At 36.8% G+C, this 22,329-nt stretch carries 25 protein-coding genes; 13 read left to right on the top strand and 12 right to left on the bottom strand.

The features are described 5' to 3' along the window. Positions 1-109 precede the first annotated feature (109 nt). Complete coding sequence (locus V7S50_RS20110) at positions 110-1,834, top strand: phospho-sugar mutase (protein ID WP_336376464.1); 1,725 nt, start codon at positions 110-112, stop codon at positions 1,832-1,834. Between the two features lie 108 nt (positions 1,835-1,942). After that, positions 1,943-2,830 carry a UTP--glucose-1-phosphate uridylyltransferase GalU gene (gene galU / locus V7S50_RS20105; protein ID WP_063222095.1) on the top strand — a complete coding sequence of 296 codons (888 nt, stop codon included), beginning with the start codon at positions 1,943-1,945 and terminating at the stop codon, positions 2,828-2,830. A 43-nt stretch (positions 2,831-2,873) separates the two neighbouring features. Here the strand turns inward: galU and V7S50_RS20100 are convergent, their stop codons facing one another. Both V7S50_RS20100 and V7S50_RS20095 read right to left on the bottom strand, forming a co-directional pair. Beyond that, the gene (locus V7S50_RS20100) at positions 2,874-3,467 is read right to left on the bottom strand and encodes a biotin transporter BioY (protein ID WP_063222094.1); all 594 of its coding nucleotides are present in this window, start codon (positions 3,465-3,467) and stop codon (positions 2,874-2,876) included. 50 nt (positions 3,468-3,517) lie between these two features. Next, positions 3,518-4,261 carry a DUF3298 and DUF4163 domain-containing protein gene (locus V7S50_RS20095; RefSeq protein ID WP_098555351.1) on the bottom strand — a complete coding sequence of 248 codons (744 nt, stop codon included), beginning with the start codon at positions 4,259-4,261 and terminating at the stop codon, positions 3,518-3,520. A gap of 95 nt (positions 4,262-4,356) precedes the next feature. Between V7S50_RS20095 and V7S50_RS20090 the strand changes: the two genes are divergently transcribed. Further along, on the top strand, positions 4,357-4,740 hold the full coding sequence (locus V7S50_RS20090; RefSeq protein ID WP_001140606.1) for a hotdog fold thioesterase: 384 nt from the start codon (positions 4,357-4,359) through the stop codon (positions 4,738-4,740). 39 nt (positions 4,741-4,779) lie between these two features. Here V7S50_RS20090 and V7S50_RS20085 read toward each other — a convergent pair whose 3' ends face one another. Both V7S50_RS20085 and V7S50_RS20080 read right to left on the bottom strand, forming a co-directional pair. Then, positions 4,780-6,156, bottom strand: a complete 1,377-nt coding sequence (locus V7S50_RS20085; RefSeq protein ID WP_000287155.1) for a glycine--tRNA ligase — start codon at positions 6,154-6,156, stop codon at positions 4,780-4,782. Positions 6,157-6,503: 347 nt separating this feature from the next. Further along, positions 6,504-7,217: a DNA alkylation repair protein gene (locus tag V7S50_RS20080; RefSeq protein ID WP_242256525.1), complete on the bottom strand. Its 714-nt coding sequence runs from the start codon at positions 7,215-7,217 to the stop codon at positions 6,504-6,506. Between the two features lie 117 nt (positions 7,218-7,334). Here V7S50_RS20080 and V7S50_RS20075 point away from each other — a divergent pair, with 117 nt between their 5' ends. Next, a complete protein-coding gene (locus V7S50_RS20075) occupies positions 7,335-7,802 on the top strand; it encodes a hypothetical protein (protein ID WP_063222091.1) in 468 nt (155 codons plus the stop codon). Positions 7,803-7,886: 84 nt separating this feature from the next. Here V7S50_RS20075 and V7S50_RS20070 read toward each other — a convergent pair whose 3' ends face one another. Then, positions 7,887-9,212, bottom strand: a complete 1,326-nt coding sequence (locus V7S50_RS20070; RefSeq protein WP_242256527.1) for an ArsB/NhaD family transporter — start codon at positions 9,210-9,212, stop codon at positions 7,887-7,889. Between the two features lie 289 nt (positions 9,213-9,501). Here V7S50_RS20070 and kapD point away from each other — a divergent pair, with 289 nt between their 5' ends. Beyond that, positions 9,502-10,125 carry a 3'-5' exonuclease KapD gene (gene kapD, locus V7S50_RS20065; protein WP_048553468.1) on the top strand — a complete coding sequence of 208 codons (624 nt, stop codon included), beginning with the start codon at positions 9,502-9,504 and terminating at the stop codon, positions 10,123-10,125. Positions 10,126-10,166: 41 nt separating this feature from the next. On the opposite strand, the gene V7S50_RS20060 is transcribed toward kapD, so the two are convergent. Continuing rightward, positions 10,167-10,550 carry a kinase-associated lipoprotein B gene (locus V7S50_RS20060; RefSeq protein ID WP_101168059.1) on the bottom strand — a complete coding sequence of 128 codons (384 nt, stop codon included), beginning with the start codon at positions 10,548-10,550 and terminating at the stop codon, positions 10,167-10,169. Between the two features lie 164 nt (positions 10,551-10,714). Here V7S50_RS20060 and V7S50_RS20055 point away from each other — a divergent pair, with 164 nt between their 5' ends. Beyond that, complete coding sequence (locus V7S50_RS20055) at positions 10,715-10,891, top strand: hypothetical protein (RefSeq protein ID WP_000982762.1); 177 nt, start codon at positions 10,715-10,717, stop codon at positions 10,889-10,891. 68 nt (positions 10,892-10,959) lie between these two features. After that, positions 10,960-11,499 carry a superoxide dismutase [Cu-Zn] gene (sodC, locus tag V7S50_RS20050; protein WP_088027852.1) on the top strand — a complete coding sequence of 180 codons (540 nt, stop codon included), beginning with the start codon at positions 10,960-10,962 and terminating at the stop codon, positions 11,497-11,499. A gap of 94 nt (positions 11,500-11,593) precedes the next feature. Here the strand turns inward: sodC and V7S50_RS20045 are convergent, their stop codons facing one another. Beyond that, positions 11,594-12,748 carry a MalY/PatB family protein gene (locus V7S50_RS20045; protein WP_242256528.1) on the bottom strand — a complete coding sequence of 385 codons (1,155 nt, stop codon included), beginning with the start codon at positions 12,746-12,748 and terminating at the stop codon, positions 11,594-11,596. 117 nt (positions 12,749-12,865) lie between these two features. On the opposite strand from V7S50_RS20045, the gene V7S50_RS20040 reads away from it, so the two are divergent. Then, the gene (locus V7S50_RS20040) at positions 12,866-13,117 is read left to right on the top strand and encodes a YugE family protein (protein ID WP_242256530.1); all 252 of its coding nucleotides are present in this window, start codon (positions 12,866-12,868) and stop codon (positions 13,115-13,117) included. Positions 13,118-13,148: 31 nt separating this feature from the next. Here the strand turns inward: V7S50_RS20040 and V7S50_RS20035 are convergent, their stop codons facing one another. Both V7S50_RS20035 and V7S50_RS20030 read right to left on the bottom strand, forming a co-directional pair. Continuing rightward, positions 13,149-13,988 carry an alpha/beta fold hydrolase gene (locus V7S50_RS20035; protein ID WP_063222087.1) on the bottom strand — a complete coding sequence of 280 codons (840 nt, stop codon included), beginning with the start codon at positions 13,986-13,988 and terminating at the stop codon, positions 13,149-13,151. A gap of 109 nt (positions 13,989-14,097) precedes the next feature. After that, positions 14,098-15,090 carry a 2-hydroxyacid dehydrogenase gene (locus V7S50_RS20030; protein ID WP_252209279.1) on the bottom strand — a complete coding sequence of 331 codons (993 nt, stop codon included), beginning with the start codon at positions 15,088-15,090 and terminating at the stop codon, positions 14,098-14,100. A gap of 265 nt (positions 15,091-15,355) precedes the next feature. Between V7S50_RS20030 and V7S50_RS20025 the strand changes: the two genes are divergently transcribed. The 3 genes from V7S50_RS20025 to yugI all read left to right on the top strand — a co-directional run bounded on the left by V7S50_RS20025 (position 15,356) and on the right by yugI (position 17,638). Then, complete coding sequence (locus V7S50_RS20025; RefSeq protein WP_242256532.1) at positions 15,356-15,853, top strand: Lrp/AsnC family transcriptional regulator; 498 nt, start codon at positions 15,356-15,358, stop codon at positions 15,851-15,853. Next, positions 15,850-17,040: an aminotransferase gene (locus V7S50_RS20020; protein WP_252209182.1), complete on the top strand. Its 1,191-nt coding sequence runs from the start codon at positions 15,850-15,852 to the stop codon at positions 17,038-17,040. Before V7S50_RS20025 ends, V7S50_RS20020 begins: the two co-directional genes overlap by 4 nt. 253 nt (positions 17,041-17,293) lie before the next feature. Then, positions 17,294-17,638 (top strand): S1 domain-containing post-transcriptional regulator GSP13, encoded by a 345-nt coding sequence (gene yugI / locus V7S50_RS20015; RefSeq protein WP_000003765.1) that lies wholly within the window; start codon positions 17,294-17,296, stop codon positions 17,636-17,638. 112 nt (positions 17,639-17,750) lie between these two features. Here the strand turns inward: yugI and V7S50_RS20010 are convergent, their stop codons facing one another. Then, entirely contained in the window at positions 17,751-17,984 is a 234-nt protein-coding gene (locus V7S50_RS20010) for a DUF378 domain-containing protein (RefSeq protein WP_063222083.1), read from the bottom strand. Between the two features lie 275 nt (positions 17,985-18,259). Between V7S50_RS20010 and V7S50_RS20005 the strand changes: the two genes are divergently transcribed. Together V7S50_RS20005 and V7S50_RS20000 are read left to right on the top strand one after the other, a co-directional pair. After that, positions 18,260-19,612: a glucose-6-phosphate isomerase gene (locus V7S50_RS20005; RefSeq protein WP_063222082.1), complete on the top strand. Its 1,353-nt coding sequence runs from the start codon at positions 18,260-18,262 to the stop codon at positions 19,610-19,612. Positions 19,613-19,719: 107 nt separating this feature from the next. Then, positions 19,720-20,133 carry a YugN-like family protein gene (locus V7S50_RS20000; protein WP_242256536.1) on the top strand — a complete coding sequence of 138 codons (414 nt, stop codon included), beginning with the start codon at positions 19,720-19,722 and terminating at the stop codon, positions 20,131-20,133. Here V7S50_RS20000 and V7S50_RS19995 read toward each other — a convergent pair. Together V7S50_RS19995 and V7S50_RS19990 are read right to left on the bottom strand one after the other, a co-directional pair. Next, the gene (locus tag V7S50_RS19995) at positions 20,120-21,115 is read right to left on the bottom strand and encodes a potassium channel family protein (protein ID WP_242256539.1); all 996 of its coding nucleotides are present in this window, start codon (positions 21,113-21,115) and stop codon (positions 20,120-20,122) included. The genes V7S50_RS20000 and V7S50_RS19995 overlap by 14 nt on opposite strands. A 95-nt stretch (positions 21,116-21,210) precedes the next feature. Further along, a complete protein-coding gene (locus V7S50_RS19990) occupies positions 21,211-21,891 on the bottom strand; it encodes an MgtC/SapB family protein (RefSeq protein ID WP_242256541.1) in 681 nt (226 codons plus the stop codon). Positions 21,892-22,329 lie beyond the last annotated feature (438 nt).

Raw genomic sequence — 22,329 nt, 5'->3', positions numbered from 1 at the left:
AGTGTATACAAATATTGCTAGTAAAATCCTGTTAGATTGTAAAAAATATTGAGATACAGGTTGTTTTTTTCATATAATAAAGGTATGACAAGCGAGAGGAGATAGAAGGATGAACTGGAAACAAGAATTTAGTCGCTGGCTTTCATATGCAGAGTTAGACGCAGAACTAAAAGAACAGTTAGAAAACATGAAGCAAGATGAGAAGAAAATCGAGGACAGTTTTTATAAAAATCTAGAATTCGGTACAGGTGGTATGCGTGGTGAACTTGGTGCTGGTACGAACCGTTTAAACGTATACATAGTTCGTAAAGCAACGCAAGGATTAGCAAAGTTTATTGAAAAATTAGGTGAAGAAGCGAAGAAGCGCGGTGTTGTAGTAGCATATGATTCTCGTCATAAATCACCTGAGTTCGCAATGGAAGTAGCTGCTACACTTGGTGCGCATGGTATTACAACATATGTGTTTGAAAGCTTACGTCCAACGCCAGTGCTTTCTTTCGCAGTTCGTCATTTACATACAGTGAGTGGAATCGTTCTTACGGCAAGCCATAATCCGCCTGAGTATAACGGTTATAAAGTATACGGTGAAGATGGTGGGCAGTTGCCTCCAAAAGAAGCTGATGAATTAATTAGCTACGTAAATGAAGTAGAAGATGAATTAACAGTTGAGGTTGCTGATGTGGAGCAATTAAAAGCTGACGGTTTATTACATATTATTGGACAAGAAGTAGATGATGCATATGCAGCAGAATTGAACAATGTCATTATTAATAAAGAAATGGTACAAAAGGTTGGGAAAGACTTAAAGATCGTCTTTACACCACTACACGGAACATCAAATATTTCTGTACGCCGTGGTTTAGAAGAAGTTGGATTTACAGATGTAACAGTTGTAAAAGAGCAAGAGTTACCAGATCCGAACTTCTCTACAGTGAAATCACCAAACCCAGAAGAGCATGCAGCGTTTGAGTATGCAATTCGTGACGGTGAGAAGGTAGGCGCAGATGTGTTAATCGCAACAGATCCTGACGCAGACCGCCTTGGCGTAGCAGTTCGTAATCACGATGGTGAGTTCCAAGTATTAACTGGTAACCAAACAGGTGCATTAATGCTTGATTACTTATTATCTCAAAAGAAAGAAAACGGAACGCTTCCAGAGAACGGTGTTGTATTAAAAACAATCGTAACGTCTGAAATTGGCCGTACAATCGCGAAAGCATACGGTTTAGATACAGTTGATACGTTAACTGGATTTAAATTTATTGGTGAGAAAATTAAACAGTATGAAGAAAGTGGACAATACGAATTCCAATTCGGTTATGAGGAAAGCTATGGTTATTTAATTCGTCCATTCTGCCGTGATAAAGATGCAGTACAATCTGTTCTATTTGCATGTGAAGTAGCTGCATACTACAAATCACAAGGTAAAACGTTATACGATGGTCTATTAGAAGTATTTGATAAGTACGGTTTCTTCCGTGAAGATCTTGTATCGTTAACACTAAAAGGAAAAGATGGAGCGGAACAAATCCAAGAAATGATGGCAACATTCCGTAAAAATCCTCCGAAAGAAGTAGCGGGCTTAACAGTTGTAGCAGTTGAAGACTATAAAGCGAGCATCGTTACATCTTTACAAGATGGACATAAAGAAGAGATTCACTTACCGAAATCAAATGTGTTAAAATATCAATTAGAAGATGGTTCTTGGTTCTGCCTACGTCCATCTGGAACTGAACCGAAGATTAAGTTCTACTTCGGTGTTCAAGATAATTCTTTACAAAATAGTGAACAAAAGTTACTTACTATTAAAGAAGATATTATGAATCGTTTATAATATAAAGTAATTTTAAGTAGTAGGGAATAAAAGGGAGTGAAACCTCCCTTTTATTCTATGTAAGGAAATAATCGTTATTTATTCTGACAGAAGAGAGGGTATTTTGTGATGAAAAGAGTAAGAAAAGCGATAATCCCAGCAGCTGGATTAGGAACACGTTTTTTACCAGCTACAAAAGCAATGCCAAAAGAAATGTTACCGATAGTAGATAAACCGACTATCCAATACATTGTAGAAGAAGCAATAAAATCAGGAATCGAAGATATTATTATCGTTACTGGTAAAACAAAGCGCTCTATTGAAGATCATTTTGATAATGCATTTGAGTTAGAGCAAAACTTATTAGAAAAGAAAAAGTATGAGTTACTTGAAAAAGTACAGGCTTCTTCAAAAATGGTAGATATTCATTATATCCGTCAAAAAGAACCAAAAGGATTAGGTCACGCTGTTTGGTGTGCACGTAAGTTCATCGGTGATGAGCCATTCGCTGTTTTATTAGGTGATGATATCGTTCAAGCTGAAAAACCATGTTTACGTCAATTAATTGAAGAATATGATAAAACGCTTTCTTCTGTTATTGGTGTACAAACGGTTCCAGAAGATGAAACACATCGCTACGGAATTATTGATCCGTTAGAGCAGGAAGGACGTCGTTACCAAGTTCGCAATTTCGTTGAGAAACCAGCAGCAGGTACAGCACCTTCAAACTTAGCAATTATGGGACGTTACGTTTTAACACCTGAAATCTTCATGTTCTTAGAACAGCAACATGTTGGTGCTGGTGGTGAAATTCAGTTAACAGATGCTATCCAAAGCTTAAACGAAATTCAACGTGTATTCGCTTACGATTTCGAAGGAAAGCGCTACGACGTAGGTGAAAAGTTAGGATTCGTTCAAACGACAATTGAGATGGCCCTGCAACACCCAGAATTAAGTGGTGACATGGTTACAATGATGAAGAGAATTTTAGAAGAACATACGAATCAAGAGTCTTAATAAAAAAAGAGTTATTTCAGTACGCTGAAATAACTCTTTTTTATTAGGAAATCGTCGAATGAGAATGCTGATAAGCGGAACGACGTACAGCATAATATATACGAGGTGCGATAATGGCACCGATAATTGTAAATACAATATCTTTTACTGCAAACCACATCATAATCATCCAAGCTGTTTTATAGCTCATATTACCACCCATGAAGAGATTGACTGCCCCGTACATGTAAGTAGTACCGATAATATAAGTTAAAATAATTCCTGTGAACGAAGCAATTGCAAATGTACTAAATGTTGGTTTTTCCTTTTGTTCTACTAGTTTTCCTGATACGTAAGCAACGATAATAAATGCGATAATAAAACCACCAGTAGGATCTAAAAGTGCTCCAAATCCAGCTTTGAAGTTAGCGAAGATTGGTGCACCTGCTACTCCAACGAGCATGTAAACAGTCATTGATAATGCACCAAGTCTACTTCCAAGAAGAAGCCCTGCTAAAATTGCGAAAAATGGTTGCATAGATAAGGGGATACCTGCTACTTGTAGGAATGGTGCCCAAGATACAATATTTGCACCAATAGCCATAAGAGCGACGAACATGGCAGCTAATGCTAAATCTAAAACATGAAATCTTCTCATAATGTTAACCTCCTGTTGTTTTTAGGTTAACATTATCGTAGCGAAACTATTTACTTGTTGTCAATCAAAATATTTTGATAAGAAGGCTTCAAATACTCTCTTAGCAACGTATACGGAATACGAAATTGTGGAATTCCGCTTGAGTAAGGCGCAATTTCATATAATGGGAAATAAATGACGAGATTGTCCGGTTCTAAAAAGAAGTGAAATTTTTTAGCACTCATGACCTTTTCAGTTGCATCGGGAAAATAAATGCTTTCATTTTGTTTAATTTGTCTTACAATTTCAGCACGTATTACTTCTTTATATTTATCTTCTTGTTGAAATAAATCGTCTAAGTGTAGTAACTTTTTTTCTTTTAAATCAAATGTGTTTGCCTTCCACGTATAAAGACCGTGTGCTCCGCCTGTATATTGATAGTAATTCAAATATAGGCTGAGGAAAGGTGGTTTATTTAAGGAAACTTTATAATCAACATTCGCCACGTACGGATGAAATGGTGTACTGGATCCTTCTGTTTCTTTATAATATTTTTTTGCGTCTTTTTCTAATTTGGTTTTAAATTTGTCAGTAGACTTTTTGTAATAGAAATTGAGCTTATTTTGAAATTTCGAATCAGAAAAATTGTGAAACGAAGGTCTGTTAATTTGATATTCTATATAAGGTTTCTTACCTTTTTGTGTTACAGTCTGAACATCGATTGTCAGGTTGGATGCTTTGGCTGCTAGTGCACAATTTGGTACAATAGTCAGCAAGGAGAACATAAGCAGTAATATACAAAATTTCTGTTTCATTTAGGTAAAACCTCCTTATTTAAGTGTTATAAGTAGTTTGAAAATAAATAGGTAAAATTATACATTTAATTAAAGTAAGAGAAGGGGGAAACGATATGGCAAAAACTTTAATGGATTCACTTGGAATTGAGTTGTTAGAGATGACAGAAGATAAGGTGGTTGCTACGATGCCTGTTGATGAGCGTACACATCAGCCGTTTGGTTTTTTACACGGTGGTGCATCTCTTGCATTAGCGGAAACAGTAGCAAGCGTCGGTTCATACAATTTAATTGATCAAGAGAAATGTATTTGTTTCGGTCTAGAAATTAATGCAAATCACATTCGCTCAAAGAAAGATGGGATTGTAACAGCGATCGGAACACCGATACATAGAGGACATTCAACGATGGTTTGGGATGTGCGTATCATTGATGAGAATGATGACTTACTATGTATATCAAGATGTACAGTAGCAATTAAAGAAAAACGTGAAAAGTAAAAAGAGGCTGCTCATTAGAGCAACCTCTTTTTCTTATAATTAGAACTGGATTTTCTTCTCTAAGAAACCTTTTAGTTCGCTAATTGGCATACGAACTTGTTCCATTGTGTCACGGTCACGTACTGTAACAGCTTTGTCTTCAACTGAGTCGAAGTCGTAAGTGATACAGAATGGTGTACCGATTTCGTCTTGACGACGGTAACGTTTACCGATAGAACCAGTTTCGTCAAAGTCTACCATAAAGTCTTTAGCTAGTTCTGCGAATACTTCAGTAGCACCTTCAGATAGCTTTTTAGATAATGGTAAGATAGCTGCTTTGTATGGTGCTAAAGCAGGGTGGAAACGAAGAACTGTACGAGAATCGTTTTCTAATTGTTCTTCTTCATATGCATCACATAAGAATGCTAATGTTACGCGGTCAGCACCTAAAGATGGCTCGATGCAGTACGGTACGTAACGCTCATTCGTTTGTGGATCGATATAGTTAAAGTCTTCGTTAGAGTGTTCCATGTGACGTTTTAAGTCGAAGTCTGTACGAGATGCTACGCCCCATAGTTCGCCCCAACCGAATGGGAATCTGAATTCAATATCAGTTGTTGCGTTACTGTAGTGAGATAACTCTTCTTCACCGTGGTCACGAAGACGCATGCTTTCTTCAGTCATACCAAGTGAAAGTAACCAGTTCTTACAAGTTTCACGCCAGAATGCGAACCACTCTAAATCTTCACCAGGCTTACAGAAGAATTCAAGTTCCATTTGTTCGAATTCACGTGTACGGAATGTGAAGTTACCAGGCGTGATTTCGTTACGGAAGCTCTTACCGATTTGGCCAATACCAAATGGAAGCTTTTTACGCATAGAGCGTTGTACGTTTTTGAAGTTTACGAAAATACCTTGTGCTGTTTCAGGACGAAGGAAGATTTCGTTTGTGCTAGACTCTGTAACACCTTGGAATGTTTTGAACATTAAGTTGAACTGACGGATTTCAGTGAATTCTTCACTACCGCAATCAGGACATTTTACTTCATGTTCTTTCATTAGGTCAGCCATTTGGTCGAAAGTAAGACCGTCAACAACCATTTCGATGCCTTTTGCATCTAATGCATCTTCAATTAATTTGTCAGCACGGTGACGCGCTTTACATTTTTTACAGTCGATCATTGGATCGTTGAAGTTACCAACGTGACCAGAAGCGATCCAAGTTTTGGGATTCATTAAAATAGCTGCGTCTAAACCAACGTTGTATGGAGATTCTTGAATGAATTTTTTCCACCAAGCTTTTTTAACGTTATTTTTTAATTCGATTCCAAGTGGACCGTAATCCCAAGTGTTTGCAAGACCACCGTAAATTTCAGAACCAGGGAAAACGAAACCGCGATGTTTCGCTAAGTTTACTACTTGTTCCATTGAATACATAATAAAATCCTCCTTTTGAAAGTTAACGTATTGGCGATGACGTGCTCAGGTAACTTGTGAAACGAGCAGTGTATGCTTTGAAAAACATAAAAAAACGCTCATCCCAAGGCTTAATTGCCTAGGGACGAGCGTTTGCCCGCGGTTCCACCCTAGTTGATACACAAAAGGTGCATCCACTTTATCACGTATTGCTCGAGACTGCCGTTTCCTTGCGGCTTCAGGCTTTCACTATCCCTGAATCGCTTTTTGTGCAAGTACTTATAAGTCCGTCATCGCTACTTATATTAATAATAATGAACATATTCTAACACGTTCTTTTTTAAATCTCAATAGAGGAACGCGTCTATCTATGATAGAGTCTCGCCTATTTTTTCGTTATTTATTCCGTAATTTTGTTTAATATGCTTAATTGCTTCACGTTTACTGGGCGGGGCAAGCTTGTTATTTTGCACGTAATCCCAAACGACATCGGGCTTTGTTTTTGCATACTCGCGAAGGACCCATCCAATCGCTTTTTGAATGAAAAATTCTTTTGAAGAATGTAGCTGTCCAATAATCCAGAAAAGAAGTTCTTCATCCATCTTTTGTTTATATTTCAGCTGGAATAAAATAGCTGCGCGTTGTAACCATATGTTATCTGATGCAATCCATTTTGGAATATAGGCAGAAATCAATTCCGGATGTTTTAAAAAGATATTACCTAAAAAAGTAGGAACGATGCTATCAACAGAATCCCACCAAGATTTCGTGACAATGAGTTCTTCGAAGAAGGGGATATGTGTTTCGTTTATATGCTTTTTATATTTTTGCATAATATCAAGTGCGGCTGCTTGAAATTCACGTTCTGGTAAGTCCCAAAGTTCACGCACGATGATTTGGAAGTCTTTTTGATCTGGGAGAGTATGTATTTGGATGACGTCTTTTAATAACTGTCTTCTCTCGGGAGTTTGAATGCCGAGAAACGGGAAGTGATTTTTCATATAACGTGCCATCGGTTCTGCTTTTTCCGGATTTTTGTGAGCTATGAAATGCTCTTGTAATGCTTTTACAAATGGATGCATCAGTTGTTCTCCTCTCTTATTATCTTGCTCTTATTATTATACAGAGAGTTTGGATAAATTTTAAAACATAACTTGCAATGGAATGAAATATGTTGAGAGTAGAGAGGAGAGGATAAGATGGAAGATCAGGGTTTACTAGCAGGTTTCTTTGCTCTTAGTTTTGCGTTTATTCTTGTTATATTGATTTGGGCAGTTATTGCATATTTGTTAACGGCTTTTGCACTGTATACGATGGCGAAAAATGATGGTGCAACCGATGGTGCTCTTGCATTTATTCCTTTTTTAAATAGTAAGATATGGGGTGATTTAGCGAAAGACAAATTACCAGATTTCTTGAAAGAAGAAGCGGGATGGAAAGTATTCGGTATATATGTCGCATGTTTCATTTTTAATTTCGTACCAATTCTATATTTAATAGCAACAGCTGTATCGATTGTGCTGTCTATTTATCTTATCTACGCAATTTTAGATAGATACGGAACGAACTCTATATTATTTACGATTATTCATACCATTACATTTTCAGTTTTCTTGCCGATTCACTTGTTCATTATTCGAAATGAGCCGGTGAGGTATAACGAGTAGATTTGTTATTTTTTGTTGATAAATTGATATATTTTAAATATGTGTAATGAAAAAAGCGCCCTGTTTATTTGGGCGCTTTTTCTACTACATTAGGTAGCGTAAATAAATATAAATATGAGAAATGATTAATGAAACGATCATAATTGGGAAACCGACTTTTAGGAAGTCCATGTAGCTAAATTTATGTCCTTCGCGGCTTGCGATACCTGCAACGATTACGTTAGCAGAAGCTCCGATTAATGTTCCGTTTCCACCTAGACAAGCACCTAATGCTAATGCCCACCATAATACGTCGATTTGTGCGTCAGAAGGTGATAAACCTAGCCCAACTGCCATATCGTTAATAAGTGGGATCATTGTTGCAACGAATGGAATGTTATCAATTGTTGCCGAGGCGATACCAGATACCCATAAAATAAGGATAGATGCTTGAGAAATATCTCCGCCCGTTATTCCAATTACTTTTTGAGCTAACATTTTGATAAGACCGATATCGATAAGTCCTCCAACGAGTACGAATAGTCCTGCGAAGAAGAAGATTGTTACCCACTCTACACTTGCGAATACCTCTTCAATTTCATGCTCTTTCACACCAATTAGCATAAGAACAGTAGCACCAGTTAAAGCAATGATAGCTGCATCAACGTGGAAGATTGAATGAGTCATGAAACCTACGATTGTAAGTCCAAGTACTGTTAAAGATTTTTTCATTAATACTGGATCTTTAATGTATTGTTTTTCATCAAGGCTCATTAATTTCTTAACTTGTACAGGATCAGCAATTAATTGTTTACGGTACATGAAGTAAAGTATTACTGCTGTAACTGCAATAATAATAATTACGATTGGTGCTAAGTTTAGCAAGAATGCATTGAAGTCTAAATGCTTGTTTGCAGAACCAATCATAATATTTGGTGGATCACCAATTAATGTTGCTGTTCCTCCAATGTTTGAAAAAATAATTTCAGAAAGTAAATAAGGAACAGGATTTACTTTCAGTATGCGCGTAATAGATAAAGTAACTGGAACAACAAGAAGTACAGTTGTAACGTTATCTAAAAATGCGGAACCAAGCGCAGTAAGTAAGGAAAGTGAAATTAAAATTTTAATTGGATTTCCTTGTGCCCCTTTTGCTGCTTTAATGGCAACGTATTGGAAGACACCCGATTTACTCGTAATGTTCACCAGAATCATCATACCGATGAGTAGCGTAATCGTCCCCCATTCAATATGTTTCGTAAAGGCGTTGTGTAAATCAACGACCCCCATAATTACCATGAGTGCTGCACCAAGAAGTGCGATGACAGCACGATTAATTTTTTCAGAAATAATAATGGCATATGTAATTAAAAAGACTGCGATAGCAAAATAATACTGCCAGTTTGCGAGCTCTTGCGTTGTTTCGTGCAAAACTCTCATCTCCTTTCATTCACTTTTCTTAGTGTGTCAAAAATGTTCTCAAAGAAACACACATAAAGTCATTATAAAGTAGAAAAATGGAGGATGTAAATGAAAGGGCGTATTTTGTTATATTTTCTGCAACGGTTACTTTTTCTTATTTTTAAAAATATTTGTGGGCATTTGACATATATATAAGATACATCCAATCTGAATATTTAAAATGGAATTAGCATTCGAGCTTGTTCGTGTAGGAGTGTCAAATAGAAAGGAATGACAAAGATGATAAGGAAGGGATCGTATGGATGAACAACGATTTTTATTTTTGGATTTTGAGTTTACGATGCCCCAGCACAGAAAAAAACCAAAAGGATTTTTCCCGGAGATTATTGAGGTAGGACTCGTTTCGGTTGTTGGCTGTAAGGTAGAAGACACGTATTCAGCTCATGTTAGGCCGAAAACTTTTCCTTCTTTAACAGATCGATGCAAGAAATTTTTAGGGATTAAACAAGAAGCCGTAGATAAAGGAATTTCGTTTCCAGAACTCGTTGAAAAACTTGCAGAATATGAAAAGAGATGTAAACCGACCATTGTTACGTGGGGAAATATGGATATGAAAGTGTTGAAGCATAATTGTGAAATGGCGGGAGTCGACTTTCCATTCTTAGGACAGTGCCGTGATTTATCGCTTGAGTATAAGAAGTTTTTTGGGGAGAGAAATCAAACAGGGTTGTGGAAAGCAATTGAGGCGTATGGAAAAGTAGGGACGGGTAAGCATCATTGTGCGCTAGATGATGCGATGACGACGTATAATATTTTTAAGTTAGTAGAAAAAGATAAAGAGTATTTAGTGAAACCAGCACCTCCAACGTTGGGAGAACTTGTTGATTTTTCAAAAGTGTTAAAGAAAGTGAGTACACAGTAACGACCAAATTGCACAGTATGTAATTTGGTCGTTTTGTTTTTTTAAAGTTTATAGTCTTTTTTTAATTGCTCTAATGTTTCTAGACTACGAACCGCAAAAGGTGAATCATCTTCAGAAAATGAATTCATTTGAGTTTCTAATGCTAATTTGAGTGAATCTGTATACTCTGGAATTTCTCCTTCATATTTCTTCACCATTTGTTCTGGAATGTTCGTCTGTTCACGGAAAGCTAAAGCGCGTCTTTCATGGAAAAATGGTACGTCAGCTTGTTTTACGTTATGTAAGTCACCTTGCACCGGATGTTTTAAAACAGCTAATACTTTTACGACGTAACTACCAGGGCGGCTATTTGTAACTTCGCCGATGTATTTTCCCGTTTTATAAATACCAGTAACGATTTCACCAATTTCAAATGTTTCTCTCATATTTTTCACCTCAAGTTTATAGTAAGGAAAGTAGCAGAAGGAGTCAAAGAAATCATTCGCTTTCGGAACACCCCTTGAGAATATGAATCGGTTCAACTATAATTTAAAATAATATAACAGAAAATTCTGATGGTTTGTTAATCCTATAATAAGGAGTGTTTCATATGATGCCTTTATATTTTCCGGAAGATAAAACAGAATATATTATTCCAGGGATTGTTTGCGTTCTATTTATCATTGGTGCTGTTGCCACGTGGCGTATGTTCATTCGTGTATCAAAACGAGAAGCAGACCGATTGCAGAAGGTTGAAGAAAAATTGTTAGCAGAAAAGAAACAGTAATTCATTTTTGTATGTTTCCCTCTATGCTCGGACAATCTAAGGGCAGAATATATTTTGGAGGGAATTGAATGAAAAAACGGCTTTTTTTCAGTTGTTGTTTATTATTTCTGATGGCGGGTTGTGACCAAGGAAAGCCGAAAGAAATTGACGTAAAATTACATAATGCTTCAGGTGATGAAGTAGGGACTGCGAAAGTAGTACAACAAACAAGCGGAGTGAAAATTACGATTAAAGGAGAAGGTTTTGCACCTGGCCCGCACGGTATACATGTACACGAAATTGGCGAGTGTAAAGCACCACGTTTTGAGTCATCTGGGAATCATTTTAATCCTGATAATAAAAAACATGGACTTCTTAATCCGAAGGGTGCAGAAAACGGTGATTTACCGAACGTAATCGCAGACGGTTCTGGAAAAATTAAAGCAGAAATCGATGCGCCGCATATAACACTTGAAGAAGGAAAAACGACGATTCATAGAAAAGATGGAGCGTCTATTATTATTACAGAAAACGCTGATGATGGCATGACACAACCGACAGGTAAATCCGGTGATCGAATTGCTTGTGGCGTCATTGTAAAAAAAGCATCGGATATGAAGAAAAAGTAAAAGCTACCGTGCATGGTAGCTTTTTTTGTGAGACGTAATTGAAAAGATATCGATAAAGGAGGTTGTCCCAAATGATGTAGGACAGCCTCCTTTCTTATGATGAAAACGTATGGCGCATTCTATTTAAAATTTCTTCTAAAACAGATCTTGGACAGCCGATGTTAATTCGAATATGTTCTTCGCCGCCTAATCCGTATTTCTCACCAGGTTCAACGATAATTTTCCCTTTTTCCTCAAGCAATGTGGTGCGCTCACTTTGAGAAAGTTGTAGGCGAGAGCAATCAATCCATAATAAAAAGCTACCTTCTGGCTTCGTTACGGAAAGAGTAGGTATGTGATCTTTAATATATTTACAAGCGAATTGAGCGTTATCTTCTATATATAATCGAATTTCATTTAGCCAATCGTTACATTCTGTATAGGCACTTTGCATCGCTGTATAGGCGAATATATTTAATCCGTGGAATCCTTGTCTATATTGGATAGATGTAAAGGCTTGACGGAGTTTTTCGTTTGGAATGATAATAATCGATGCTTGTAATCCAGCGATATTAAATGTTTTACTCGGAGCCATACAAGTAATCGTGCGCGCTGCTAATTCTTCGGATAAGGAAGCGAACGGTGTATGTGTATGATCTGCATAAATAATATCAGAATGAATTTCGTCTGCTACAACGATTACATTATATTTTGTACATAACGCGCCAAGTTGTGTGAGTTCCTCTTTTGACCAAACACGTCCGATCGGATTGTGAGGACTACAAAGAAGCATGAGTTTGACGCCTTGTTGAAATTGTTTTTCTAAATGCTCGAAGTCTATCGTATATGTATCATTTTGTTTCTGTAATGGACTTATGCATAATTGTCTGTTGTTTGTTGTGACCATTTCGAAAAATGGGGGATAAATAGGTGGTTGTACGAGAACGGATTCGTTTTCCTTTGTGAAGGCCTGTATGCTCGTACTAAGAGCTGGAACAATCCCAGCGCTAAAGACAATCCATTCTTTTTGAATATCCCAGTTGTACTGTTTTTTTGTCCAGTTACAAATAATATCGCCAATATTTTCGGGAGGAAGTGTATAGCCGAAAATAGGATGCTCGATACGTTTCTTTAAAGCAGTTTGAATTGGTTGTGGTACTTCAAAATCCATATCAGCAATCCAAGCGTGGATAAGTTCTTCGTTTTTATATGTATCCCATTTTATACTATGAGTTCCACGTCGATTGACTGTTTTATGAAATAGTTGCATAAGTTTGCCCCCTTCTTCTGTAAAACCGTTAAGTTATGAAAGTTCTCTCTCTTCTTATAGAATAGCTGATGTGATAGGATAAAGAAAAGTATTAAAAAGTGAAAAGGCGGGAAGCGAATGGGTACATATGAAAAGATGATAGAGGTTGTGAAGAATTGGGATCCGTTTCAAATGGGACCGGAGTTTTATGAAACAGAAGCGAGCGATGCTGTGAACGTCGCAAGTGTGTTTGATGATCCAAAATACATCGCAAAGAAGATTCAACATATATACTTTATGTCTTTTGAGGAAGTACCTGCGCTTGAAAAATGTGAGAAGTTAGCTGTGGAATTACTTGTAATAAAAGAAGGCGGAAGTTGTTCATTGTAGGCTGTCGGAAATTCCGACAGCCTTTTTTATATTATTGCGCGGAAAACGCGATAATTTCTTCATAAACATGTTCAGGTTTTTCCTCAGGTAGTAAATGCCCTGTATTTTCGTAAGAAATAAATTTCGAATTCGGTAAATCTTTGTGTAGACGATGACCTACATGTACAGGGACGACGCGATCTTTTTCACCCCAAATGAGCAGTATAGGTGTTTCAATTTTTTTTAATTCAATTGAAGATAAGTCACCTTCACGATCTCGTATCATACGAGTTAAAGCGGGGAATATACGGTTGTCATAAAAAGGAGCGGAGTAACCTTCCTTCATTTCATCGTCAATTAATGAATGATCATGAACGACATTCATTAAGTTATGAACAATGCCGCGGCGTATAATCCAGTTCTTTACGTATAAATGAAAGAACGGCAAATAAGAAGAATACATTAAAGGTAAGTTTGCGCGTGCTAAATAACTCGAGCTGCATAGTAAAATCGTCTTTGAAATTAATTCAGGACGTATACGGTTTACATAAAGAGAAATTTGCCCACCCATAGAATGCCCAACTAATACAATGTTTGAGAGAGATAAGTGTTCGATTAAATCGATAATAATCGTTGCTAAATTGTGATAAGAATACTTAAACAGATGAGACTTATCACTTTTTCCGAACGGTGGTAAATCAAGAGCAATGACTGTTCCTTCTTTCGATAGTAAAGGAATGAGACGGCGGTAACTGAATGAGGAAGATAAAAAGCCGTGAACGAGCACAAAAGTAGGACGTTCCGTTTTATTATCATGTTCATACAATTCGTAATGAATAGTAGTGCCGCGAGTGGAAAAAGTGAAATAAGGACAAGTATATTCGTGATTCATTTTTTGTCACTCCATTGATTTTTGTTCATATCATCTCCAAGAGAAAAGAAAATATGTTAACAAAAAAAGGCAAGATGACGATGTCATCTTGCCTTTCGTTTATTTATCATTACCCGCGAACAACATTAGGCGGTGTTTTTCCTTGTAAGCCTGCAACTAAATTTTCAGCGGCTGTCATAGCCATTTGCTGCCTAGTTTTTAACGTTGCAGATCCGATGTGCGGTAAAGTCACAACATTTTGTAATGATAAGAGCGGATTATCTTTTTGAATTGGCTCTTGTGTAAAAGTATCGATGCCTGCTGCAAAGATTTTCTTTTCTGCTAATGCATGGATTAATGCTTCTTCATCTACTGTTTTCCCGCGAGAAGCATTAATGAAAATAGCTGTTTCTTTCATTAATGAAAATTCCTTTTCTCCGATAAGATGATACGTTTCATCTGTTAATGGAGTAAGAAGAACGATAAAGTCAGACTGTTTTAGTATCGTCTGTAAATCACAATATGTAGCATCGAATTTTTGTTCAGCCTCTTCTTTACGGCGACGGTTGTAATAAAGAACATTCATATCAAATCCGAATCTCGCTCGTTTTGCAACGGCTTCTCCAATTCGGCCCATACCGATAATACCGATTGTACTATGGTGTACATCCAGTCCGAAGTGCTCTTTTCCAATTTCGGCATTCCATTCACCATTTTTTACGTAAGAGTCGAGTTCACAAACACGGCGACCAGCAGATAGCATAAGAGCGAAAACGAGGTCAGCTACTGTATCATCTAGTACGTATGGTGTATTTGTTCCGATTACATTTCGATTTGCCATCGCTTGTAAATCAAAATTATCGTAACCGACAGAAATGTTGCTCACTACTTTTAAGTTAGGAGCCGCCTCCAATAATTCTTCATTAATAGCAGATCCAAAATTTAATAAACCATCTTTATCTTGTATTTTCTCCAATAGAACATCACGAGGTACCTTCTCATTTTGCTCCCATTTTTCATAATCACAGTGTTCTGATAAATAGTTTTCTACAAATGTTGGAACTGGTTCAGCAATATAAACTTTTGGTTTCACGGTTCCATCCCCTTTCGCTTTATCACGTATTTTTTCACTGATTAAAGTTTCACTTTACCCCGCTTTAACGAGCAGTAAGACTCCACCTAAAAAGACGGTTGAGGCAAAGAAGTGAGGTGGGAGATCAACTGCTCGTAAAAGCCCGATTGGTGTGGGCTAATAATCCATGGGGTGAACCTTTCCATGGATTAAAGTTTCACTTTATTTTGACATAATTCACTAAAAAAATCTTCTTTTCAAACTGGAAAGTGTATTTGTATAATTTAGACACAAACGAAAAGGAAGGATGATTTATATGGTGACAGAAAAAGAATTAGAATTATTAGCTTGTCTTGAAAAAAGTAGTCGATTATCTGTAGATACATTAGCGAAGCTGTTAAATATAGAAGTAGAAGAAATAAAGAAAATGGTTGAGAAATTAGAAGCGGAAAAGATTATCGTGGATTATGTAACACATATCGATTGGACGAAGGTGAAAGAACATACAGGTTTAACGGCAATGATCGATGTGAAAGTTACGCCAAAGCACGGCGTTGGATTCGATGCGGTTGCTGAACAAATTTATCGTTATTCAGAAGTGAAATCTGTGTATTTAATGTCAGGGGCATACGATCTTTCTATTACATTAGAAGGAAAGACGATGGGAGAAGTAGCGATGTTTGTTTCTGAGAAATTAGCAACAATTGAATCTGTCGTTTCTACAACAACGCATTTCATTTTGAAGAAGTATAAACATGAGGGAATTATTTATGACAAAAACGATGACGATAAGCGAATTGTGGTGACGCCATGAAGCAATTTGAACTATCTAGATCGGCAGAATCTTTACAACCATCTGGTATTCGAAAGTTTTTCGATTTAGCAGCAAATATGAAAGGTGTTATTTCTCTTGGAGTAGGAGAGCCTGACTTTGTTACACCTTGGAACGTGAGGCAAGCATGTATTCGTTCTTTAGAACAAGGATATACGTCATATACAGCAAATGCAGGATTATTGGAGCTCCGTCAAGAAATAGCAAAGTATCTAAAAAAACAATTTGAAGTATCTTATGATCCAAACGATGAAATCATTGTTACAGTTGGAGCGAGTCAGGCGTTAGATGTAGCGATGCGCACCATTATAAATCCTGATGATGAAGTACTCATTATTGAACCAAGTTTCGTTTCTTATGCCCCGCTTGTGACATTAGCTGGAGGAGTTCCGGTTCCTGTGGCGACTACTTTAGAAAATGAGTTTAAAGTACAACCACAGCAGATCGAAGCAGCTATTACAGCGAAAACAAAAGCAATTTTACTTTGTTCACCAAATAACCCAACAGGTGCAATGTTAAATAAGTCCGAGCTCGAAGAAATAGCAGTGATTGTTGAGAAGTACAATTTAATCGTATTATCTGATGAAATTTACGCAGAGCTCGTATACGACGAAGTATATACAAGTTTCGCGAGTATTAAAAATATGCGTGACCATACGATTTTAATTTCAGGGTTTTCAAAAGGATTTGCGATGACAGGATGGCGCCTTGGTATGATTGCAGCTCCTGTTCAGTTTTCAGAATTAATGCTCAAAATTCACCAATATTCCATGATGTGTGCACCGACGATGTCTCAGTTCGCAGCACTTGAAGCGTTACGCGCGGGGAATGATGAAGTAATTCGGATGAGAGATAGTTATAAGAAACGCCGTAATTTTATGACGACATCTTTCAATGAAATGGGATTAACATGTCATGTGCCTGGCGGAGCATTTTATGTCTTTCCTTCTATTTCTTCAACTGGACTATCTTCGGCGGAATTTGCAGAACAGTTATTATTAGAAGAAAAAGTGGCTGTTGTACCTGGAAGTGTATTTGGCGAAAGTGGTGAAGGATTTATTCGTTGCTCGTATGCAACATCGCTTGAACAACTAATGGAAGCAATGAAGAGAATGGAACGGTTCGTAGAGAATAAAAAAAGGACAAAACACAATACGTTTTGTCCATAAAAGGGGGGGAATACTAGAAAGCCATGTGTTAGTATTCTATCCTAATATTGGAGAATTATACTTCCTTAAGGAAATTTTTTCATGAATTTTGAATGCGTTCTGTCATAGTGGTATAATTTACTAATATAAGGTATACGTATCCTGAGTAGCTTTACTTAGGGTACGTACTAACTAATCGGATATTTAACAATAAATCATCTGCTTTGCTATCTACAATTGTAGAGAAAATGGTAAACGTATGGGAGTGTTTCATATGTCAGAACAATATACAACAGGAGTGGTTGTAACAGGGAAAGTGACTGGGATTCAAGATTACGGTGCATTTGTAGCGTTAGATGCAGAAACGCAAGGACTTGTGCATATATCTGAAATTACAAATGGATATGTAAAGGATATTCATGACTTTTTAAAAGTCGGCGATACAGTAGAAGTAAAAGTACTTTCAATTGATGAAGAACACAGAAAAATGAGTTTATCGTTAAAAGCGGCGAAAAGAAAACAAGGACGGATTCTTATACCGAATCCATCTGAGAACGGATTTAATACGCTGCGAGAAAAGCTAACAGAATGGATTGAAGAGTCCGAGTTAACAAAGTAAAAGAGGAACGCATATGAGCGTTCCTCTTTTACTTTATCTTATGATATATATTTGCAAATATGATTGCATGCAATCATATTCGTATGTCGGAGGTGAAGTAAAGACATACTGACTAGCGAATTTCGTTCGTTTCTGGGTGAGTGCCAAGATTTTCTGATGGTTTAAAGAGTAAACCAAGATTGATAAGCCCAGAAAGACCAACGATGCCGTAAATAATACGTGAAAGAGCTGAGTTTTGTCCACCGAAAATGGCTGCCACTAAGTCAAACTGGAAGAACCCGATTAGTCCCCAGTTCACAGCGCCAATTACAGTGAAAACTAATGCGATACGTTGCAGAGTACTCATGAAAAAGCCCCCCCTTAGTTGTGAAGCATGAGCAAGCGATGAGTTAATTAACTCTTTTATAGAATGGGGTAGTTATGTTGTTTTTATACATAAAAAATGTTTGAAATAGGATGTATATACATCTATACCGAAAAATGCGAATTTTTATGCAAAAAATGAACTTTTTCTAAAAAATATATATTGGTTACGTTTACAATGGGTGAATCGCTTGATTTACAACTTCAGTTTCGCTAAAGTGAATACAGAAATACATATCCATAATTGGAGGGAAAAAGATGAGTACACATGTAACGTTCGACTATTCTAAAGCGTTATCCTTCATCGGTGAACATGAAATCACTTATTTACGTGATGCAGTGAAAGTAACACATCACGCAATCCACGAAAAAACTGGAGCTGGGAACGATTTCCTTGGGTGGGTAGACCTTCCGCTTCAATATGACAAAGAAGAATTTACTCGCATTCAAAAATGCGCAGAAAAAATTAAAAATGACTCTGACATTTTACTTGTTGTCGGTATCGGTGGTTCTTACCTAGGAGCACGTGCAGCAATCGAAATGTTAAACCATTCTTTCTACAACACGCTTTCTAAAGAACAACGTAAAACTCCACAAGTGCTATTTGTTGGACAAAACATTAGCTCCACTTACATGAAAGATTTAATGGACGTATTAGAAGGTAAAGACTTCTCTATTAACGTTATTTCCAAATCAGGTACAACAACAGAGCCAGCACTAGCATTCCGTATTTTCCGTAAGTTATTAGAAGAAAAGTATGGAAAAGAAGAAGCTCGCAAACGTATTTATGCAACTACAGATAAAGCGCGTGGTGCATTAAAAACATTAGCTGATAACGAAGGTTACGAAACATTCGTTATTCCGGATGATGTTGGAGGACGTTTCTCTGTATTAACGCCAGTTGGTTTATTACCAATCGCAGTAAGTGGCTTAAATATTGAAGAGATGATGAAAGGTGCAGCTGCTGGTCATGATGACTTCGGAACATCAGAGCTAGAAGAAAACCCAGCTTACCAATACGCGGTAGTTCGTAACGCTCTATACAATAAAGGAAAAACAATTGAAATGCTTGTTAACTATGAGCCAGCACTTCAATACTTCGCTGAGTGGTGGAAACAGTTATTTGGTGAAAGTGAAGGAAAAGATCAAAAAGGTATTTTCCCATCTTCAGCAAACTTCTCAACTGACTTACACTCATTAGGTCAATACGTTCAAGAAGGTCGTCGTGACTTATTTGAAACAGTTCTTAAAGTAGGTAAATCTACACATGAACTGACAATTGAAGCAGAAGAAAACGATTTAGATGGATTAAACTACCTTGCTGGTGAAACTGTAGACTTCGTAAACACAAAAGCATACGAAGGTACATTACTTGCACATAGCGATGGCGGAGTACCAAACTTAATCGTAAATATTCCTGAATTAAATGAGTACACATTCGGTTACCTTGTATACTTCTTCGAAAAAGCATGTGCGATGAGCGGCTACTTATTAGGCGTAAATCCATTTGACCAACCAGGGGTAGAAGCATACAAGAAAAACATGTTTGCTTTACTTGGTAAACCAGGATTTGAAGAATTAAAAGCAGAATTAGAAGAGCGTTTAAAATAATAAAAAGCGGCCGGAATCCGGCCGCTTTTTATTATTTCATCGAAAAGTCCATCAATATATTCAAACTAGAGTGGGTATGCTAAAGAAAAAGTCTAGGAGGGATGGACTTGATTCCGATTCAATCAAATTTAGAAGGACGTACATATGCGTTATATAAGTTAGAAGAAATAATGAAGCCACTCGGATATAGCATTGGTGGCAACTGGGATTATGATAAAGGATGCTTTGATTATAAAATCGATGAAGAAGATGGCTATCAATTTTTACGAGTGCCATTTACAGCCATTGATGGAGAACTAGATGTACCTGGTGTAGTAGTCCGCCTTGAAACGCCGTATATTCTTTCGCACGTATATCAAGACGAACTAGATGATCATGTGAATACTTTAACAGCTGGAACGAGTGGGATGGATCAATTTGCTGAGCCGAAAGATCCAGATGGAGATGTGAAAAGAAAATATATCAATATTGGGAAAGTGCTTGTACAAGAACTAGAGCGTCATTTTATTAATGGTGAATAACAATGAGTATGTCGCTTTCAATGAGAACAAAGGAATGGACTGGATTAATCATATATTGTTCGTCGCGCTTTATACCTAATAAGAGAATGTTTTGCTTTAAAAGAGTATAGCTGCAATTTGCAAAAGTTTGTCCGGTGCAGGATGGAGGAAGCTCCATCAGTTGTAATTTGTTATCAGAGATTTCATCGTAAAGTGAAAATAGTACACCTGAAATAGAAGGGAATAAAAGAGAAGCGGTAAAAACATAGCTCGTTAATTTATTTCCTTCTATAATTTCTGATACACCAGCTCTCGTTGCATTTTGTATTTGTTCAGAAGTAAGAAGTTCTGCGATGCAGTGAATGTTTGGATTGAGTCCTTTTGCAGTTAAAATATTTAAGATGGACTGTGTATCAGCTAAGCTTTCGTTTTTTTCTTTATCAGCTGTTATTAATATAGTGTGAGCAGTTGTAATATTAGCTTTTAATAACGTTTGATCGTGATGGGGGCATCCCTTTATAAATTCTAAATGATGAAATGGTTTTGGAAGTAAAGAAAGTGTTTCATCAATTAAAACGATATCAAGGTTCGGTTGTAAGATGTGCATTTGTTTTACAACGTGTTTTGCCCGTTCGTTCCAGCCGACAATAATCATATGACCGTTAGAGGTCGCAGCTTCTTCTCCTTTAACTTTCATATATTGTTTATTAATCATATCAGTGGCGAATAGAACCATATAATAAGAACAAAAACCGGTTCCAAATAAAATAATACCCATACCGATAAGCTTGCCTATTAGTGTATGCGGGGCAAAGTCACCATAGCCAACAGTGAAAATTGTAACGATTGACCACCAAATTCCATCAAACCATGTGGTGAAGTGCGATGGCTCTAATCTATGTATAAGAAAGCCGGAAAAAGCAGTAAGTACAATAATAAAGCAAATTAAACGAAAAATAATGGAATCACGAAATGTATCTACTAATTTTGGACGGGATTTCAATTGCCAATTCCTCCTTACTTTGCAGGACTACATTCATTGTTACCATTATAGAAAAAAGAAAAACTCTCTAATTTATAAAGGGAGTTTGTTTTCTGTTACATACTTTCCACTTCAGTTTGTTGGACACTTTCAAGATGTTGGAGAGCGTAGTAAACATCGGCAGTATGTCTTTTTTGATCGATACATAATTTAAGATGTAAATAGTGAGAGCTATTTTCTAACGTTTTAAGCTTCATATTCTTCACTTTTATATCCATTTCTTTTATTTCTTCAATTACAACCGGGATATTGTCCATATTTCGCACAACAAGTTTCACTACGATATCACGTTGGCGAAATGATCTAGGTCCTACAAATTTCATTGTTAATGGTATAAGTTCTACACTAATCATAAGGAAACACATCCCGAAAATCGCTTCGATATAGAATCCGGCCCCAACGGCAATACCGATACCGGAAGCACCCCAAATCATAGCAGCAGTTGTTAATCCTGCAATACTATCGTTTCCTCTACGTAAAATAACACCGGCACCTAAAAAACCAATTCCAGATACAATTTGAGCTGCAAGTCGAAGAGGATCCATATTCATATGGTCGGTATGTGGTAAATTGTAAGCTGCTTTAATAGAAACAATCGTCAGGAGGCAACTAATGATAGAAATAACTAAACAAGTTTTTAAACCAAGTGGTTTCCGTTTTAATTCGCGCTCTAAACCGATGGCAAATCCTAAAATTGCCGAGAGACCTAGTTTGATTAATAAATCGGTATAGTCCATATATATTCCTCCTTGTATGATATGGTATATGAATAAAACGTTTATTATAGAAAGAAACGCTTTTTGATAGAGTAACTTTATATAGAATATATGTAGGAATTGCTCATACATGAAAGAGATATTTCGTTTAAGTATATGATATTAAAAAAGAAATGTAGTTAATTTAAAAAAGTTTTCAAAAGGTGTTGCATTTCATTTTTCTGCATGATATATTAATAACCGTCGCTGATGCGGAAACGCAGAAAACGACAAAAAAGAAATTGAAAAACTTAGTTGACATCGAAAAACGAAGATGTTAACATAAGGAAGTCGCAAATGAGCGACCAAGTAGTTCTTTGAAAACTGAACGAAACAAACAACGTGAAACGTCAATTTTTATTTTTAGATGCTAGACAAACTAACTTTATTGGAGAGTTTGATCCTGGCTCAGGATGAACG

It is taken from the genome of Bacillus sp. CCNWLW194 (assembly GCF_037120585.1).
Lineage (GTDB): Bacteria > Bacillota > Bacilli > Bacillales > Bacillaceae_G > Bacillus_A > Bacillus_A basilensis.
Note: the sequence above shows the minus strand (reverse complement) of the source record. Positions and strands in the feature narration are given on the sequence as shown.

What these genes read in the sequence shown, in the direction of transcription:
- V7S50_RS20110 (WP_336376464.1), top strand. Translation starts at nt 110, where the DNA reads ATGAACTGGAAACAAGAATTTAGTCGCTGGCTTTCATATGCAGAGTTA.
- galU (WP_063222095.1), top strand. Translation starts at nt 1,943, where the DNA reads ATGAAAAGAGTAAGAAAAGCGATAATCCCAGCAGCTGGATTAGGAACA.
- V7S50_RS20100 (WP_063222094.1), bottom strand. Translation starts at nt 3,467, where the DNA reads ATGAGAAGATTTCATGTTTTAGATTTAGCATTAGCTGCCATGTTCGTC.
- V7S50_RS20095 (WP_098555351.1), bottom strand. Translation starts at nt 4,261, where the DNA reads ATGAAACAGAAATTTTGTATATTACTGCTTATGTTCTCCTTGCTGACT.
- V7S50_RS20090 (WP_001140606.1), top strand. Translation starts at nt 4,357, where the DNA reads ATGGCAAAAACTTTAATGGATTCACTTGGAATTGAGTTGTTAGAGATG.
- V7S50_RS20085 (WP_000287155.1), bottom strand. Translation starts at nt 6,156, where the DNA reads ATGTATTCAATGGAACAAGTAGTAAACTTAGCGAAACATCGCGGTTTC.
- V7S50_RS20080 (WP_242256525.1), bottom strand. Translation starts at nt 7,217, where the DNA reads ATGCATCCATTTGTAAAAGCATTACAAGAGCATTTCATAGCTCACAAA.
- V7S50_RS20075 (WP_063222091.1), top strand. Translation starts at nt 7,335, where the DNA reads ATGGAAGATCAGGGTTTACTAGCAGGTTTCTTTGCTCTTAGTTTTGCG.
- kapD (WP_048553468.1), top strand. Translation starts at nt 9,502, where the DNA reads ATGGATGAACAACGATTTTTATTTTTGGATTTTGAGTTTACGATGCCC.
- V7S50_RS20060 (WP_101168059.1), bottom strand. Translation starts at nt 10,550, where the DNA reads ATGAGAGAAACATTTGAAATTGGTGAAATCGTTACTGGTATTTATAAA.
- V7S50_RS20055 (WP_000982762.1), top strand. Translation starts at nt 10,715, where the DNA reads ATGATGCCTTTATATTTTCCGGAAGATAAAACAGAATATATTATTCCA.
- sodC (WP_088027852.1), top strand. Translation starts at nt 10,960, where the DNA reads ATGAAAAAACGGCTTTTTTTCAGTTGTTGTTTATTATTTCTGATGGCG.
- V7S50_RS20045 (WP_242256528.1), bottom strand. Translation starts at nt 12,748, where the DNA reads ATGCAACTATTTCATAAAACAGTCAATCGACGTGGAACTCATAGTATA.
- V7S50_RS20040 (WP_242256530.1), top strand. Translation starts at nt 12,866, where the DNA reads ATGGGTACATATGAAAAGATGATAGAGGTTGTGAAGAATTGGGATCCG.
- V7S50_RS20035 (WP_063222087.1), bottom strand. Translation starts at nt 13,988, where the DNA reads ATGAATCACGAATATACTTGTCCTTATTTCACTTTTTCCACTCGCGGC.
- V7S50_RS20025 (WP_242256532.1), top strand. Translation starts at nt 15,356, where the DNA reads ATGGTGACAGAAAAAGAATTAGAATTATTAGCTTGTCTTGAAAAAAGT.
- V7S50_RS20020 (WP_252209182.1), top strand. Translation starts at nt 15,850, where the DNA reads ATGAAGCAATTTGAACTATCTAGATCGGCAGAATCTTTACAACCATCT.
- yugI (WP_000003765.1), top strand. Translation starts at nt 17,294, where the DNA reads ATGTCAGAACAATATACAACAGGAGTGGTTGTAACAGGGAAAGTGACT.
- V7S50_RS20010 (WP_063222083.1), bottom strand. Translation starts at nt 17,984, where the DNA reads ATGAGTACTCTGCAACGTATCGCATTAGTTTTCACTGTAATTGGCGCT.
- V7S50_RS20005 (WP_063222082.1), top strand. Translation starts at nt 18,260, where the DNA reads ATGAGTACACATGTAACGTTCGACTATTCTAAAGCGTTATCCTTCATC.
- V7S50_RS19990 (WP_242256541.1), bottom strand. Translation starts at nt 21,891, where the DNA reads ATGGACTATACCGATTTATTAATCAAACTAGGTCTCTCGGCAATTTTA.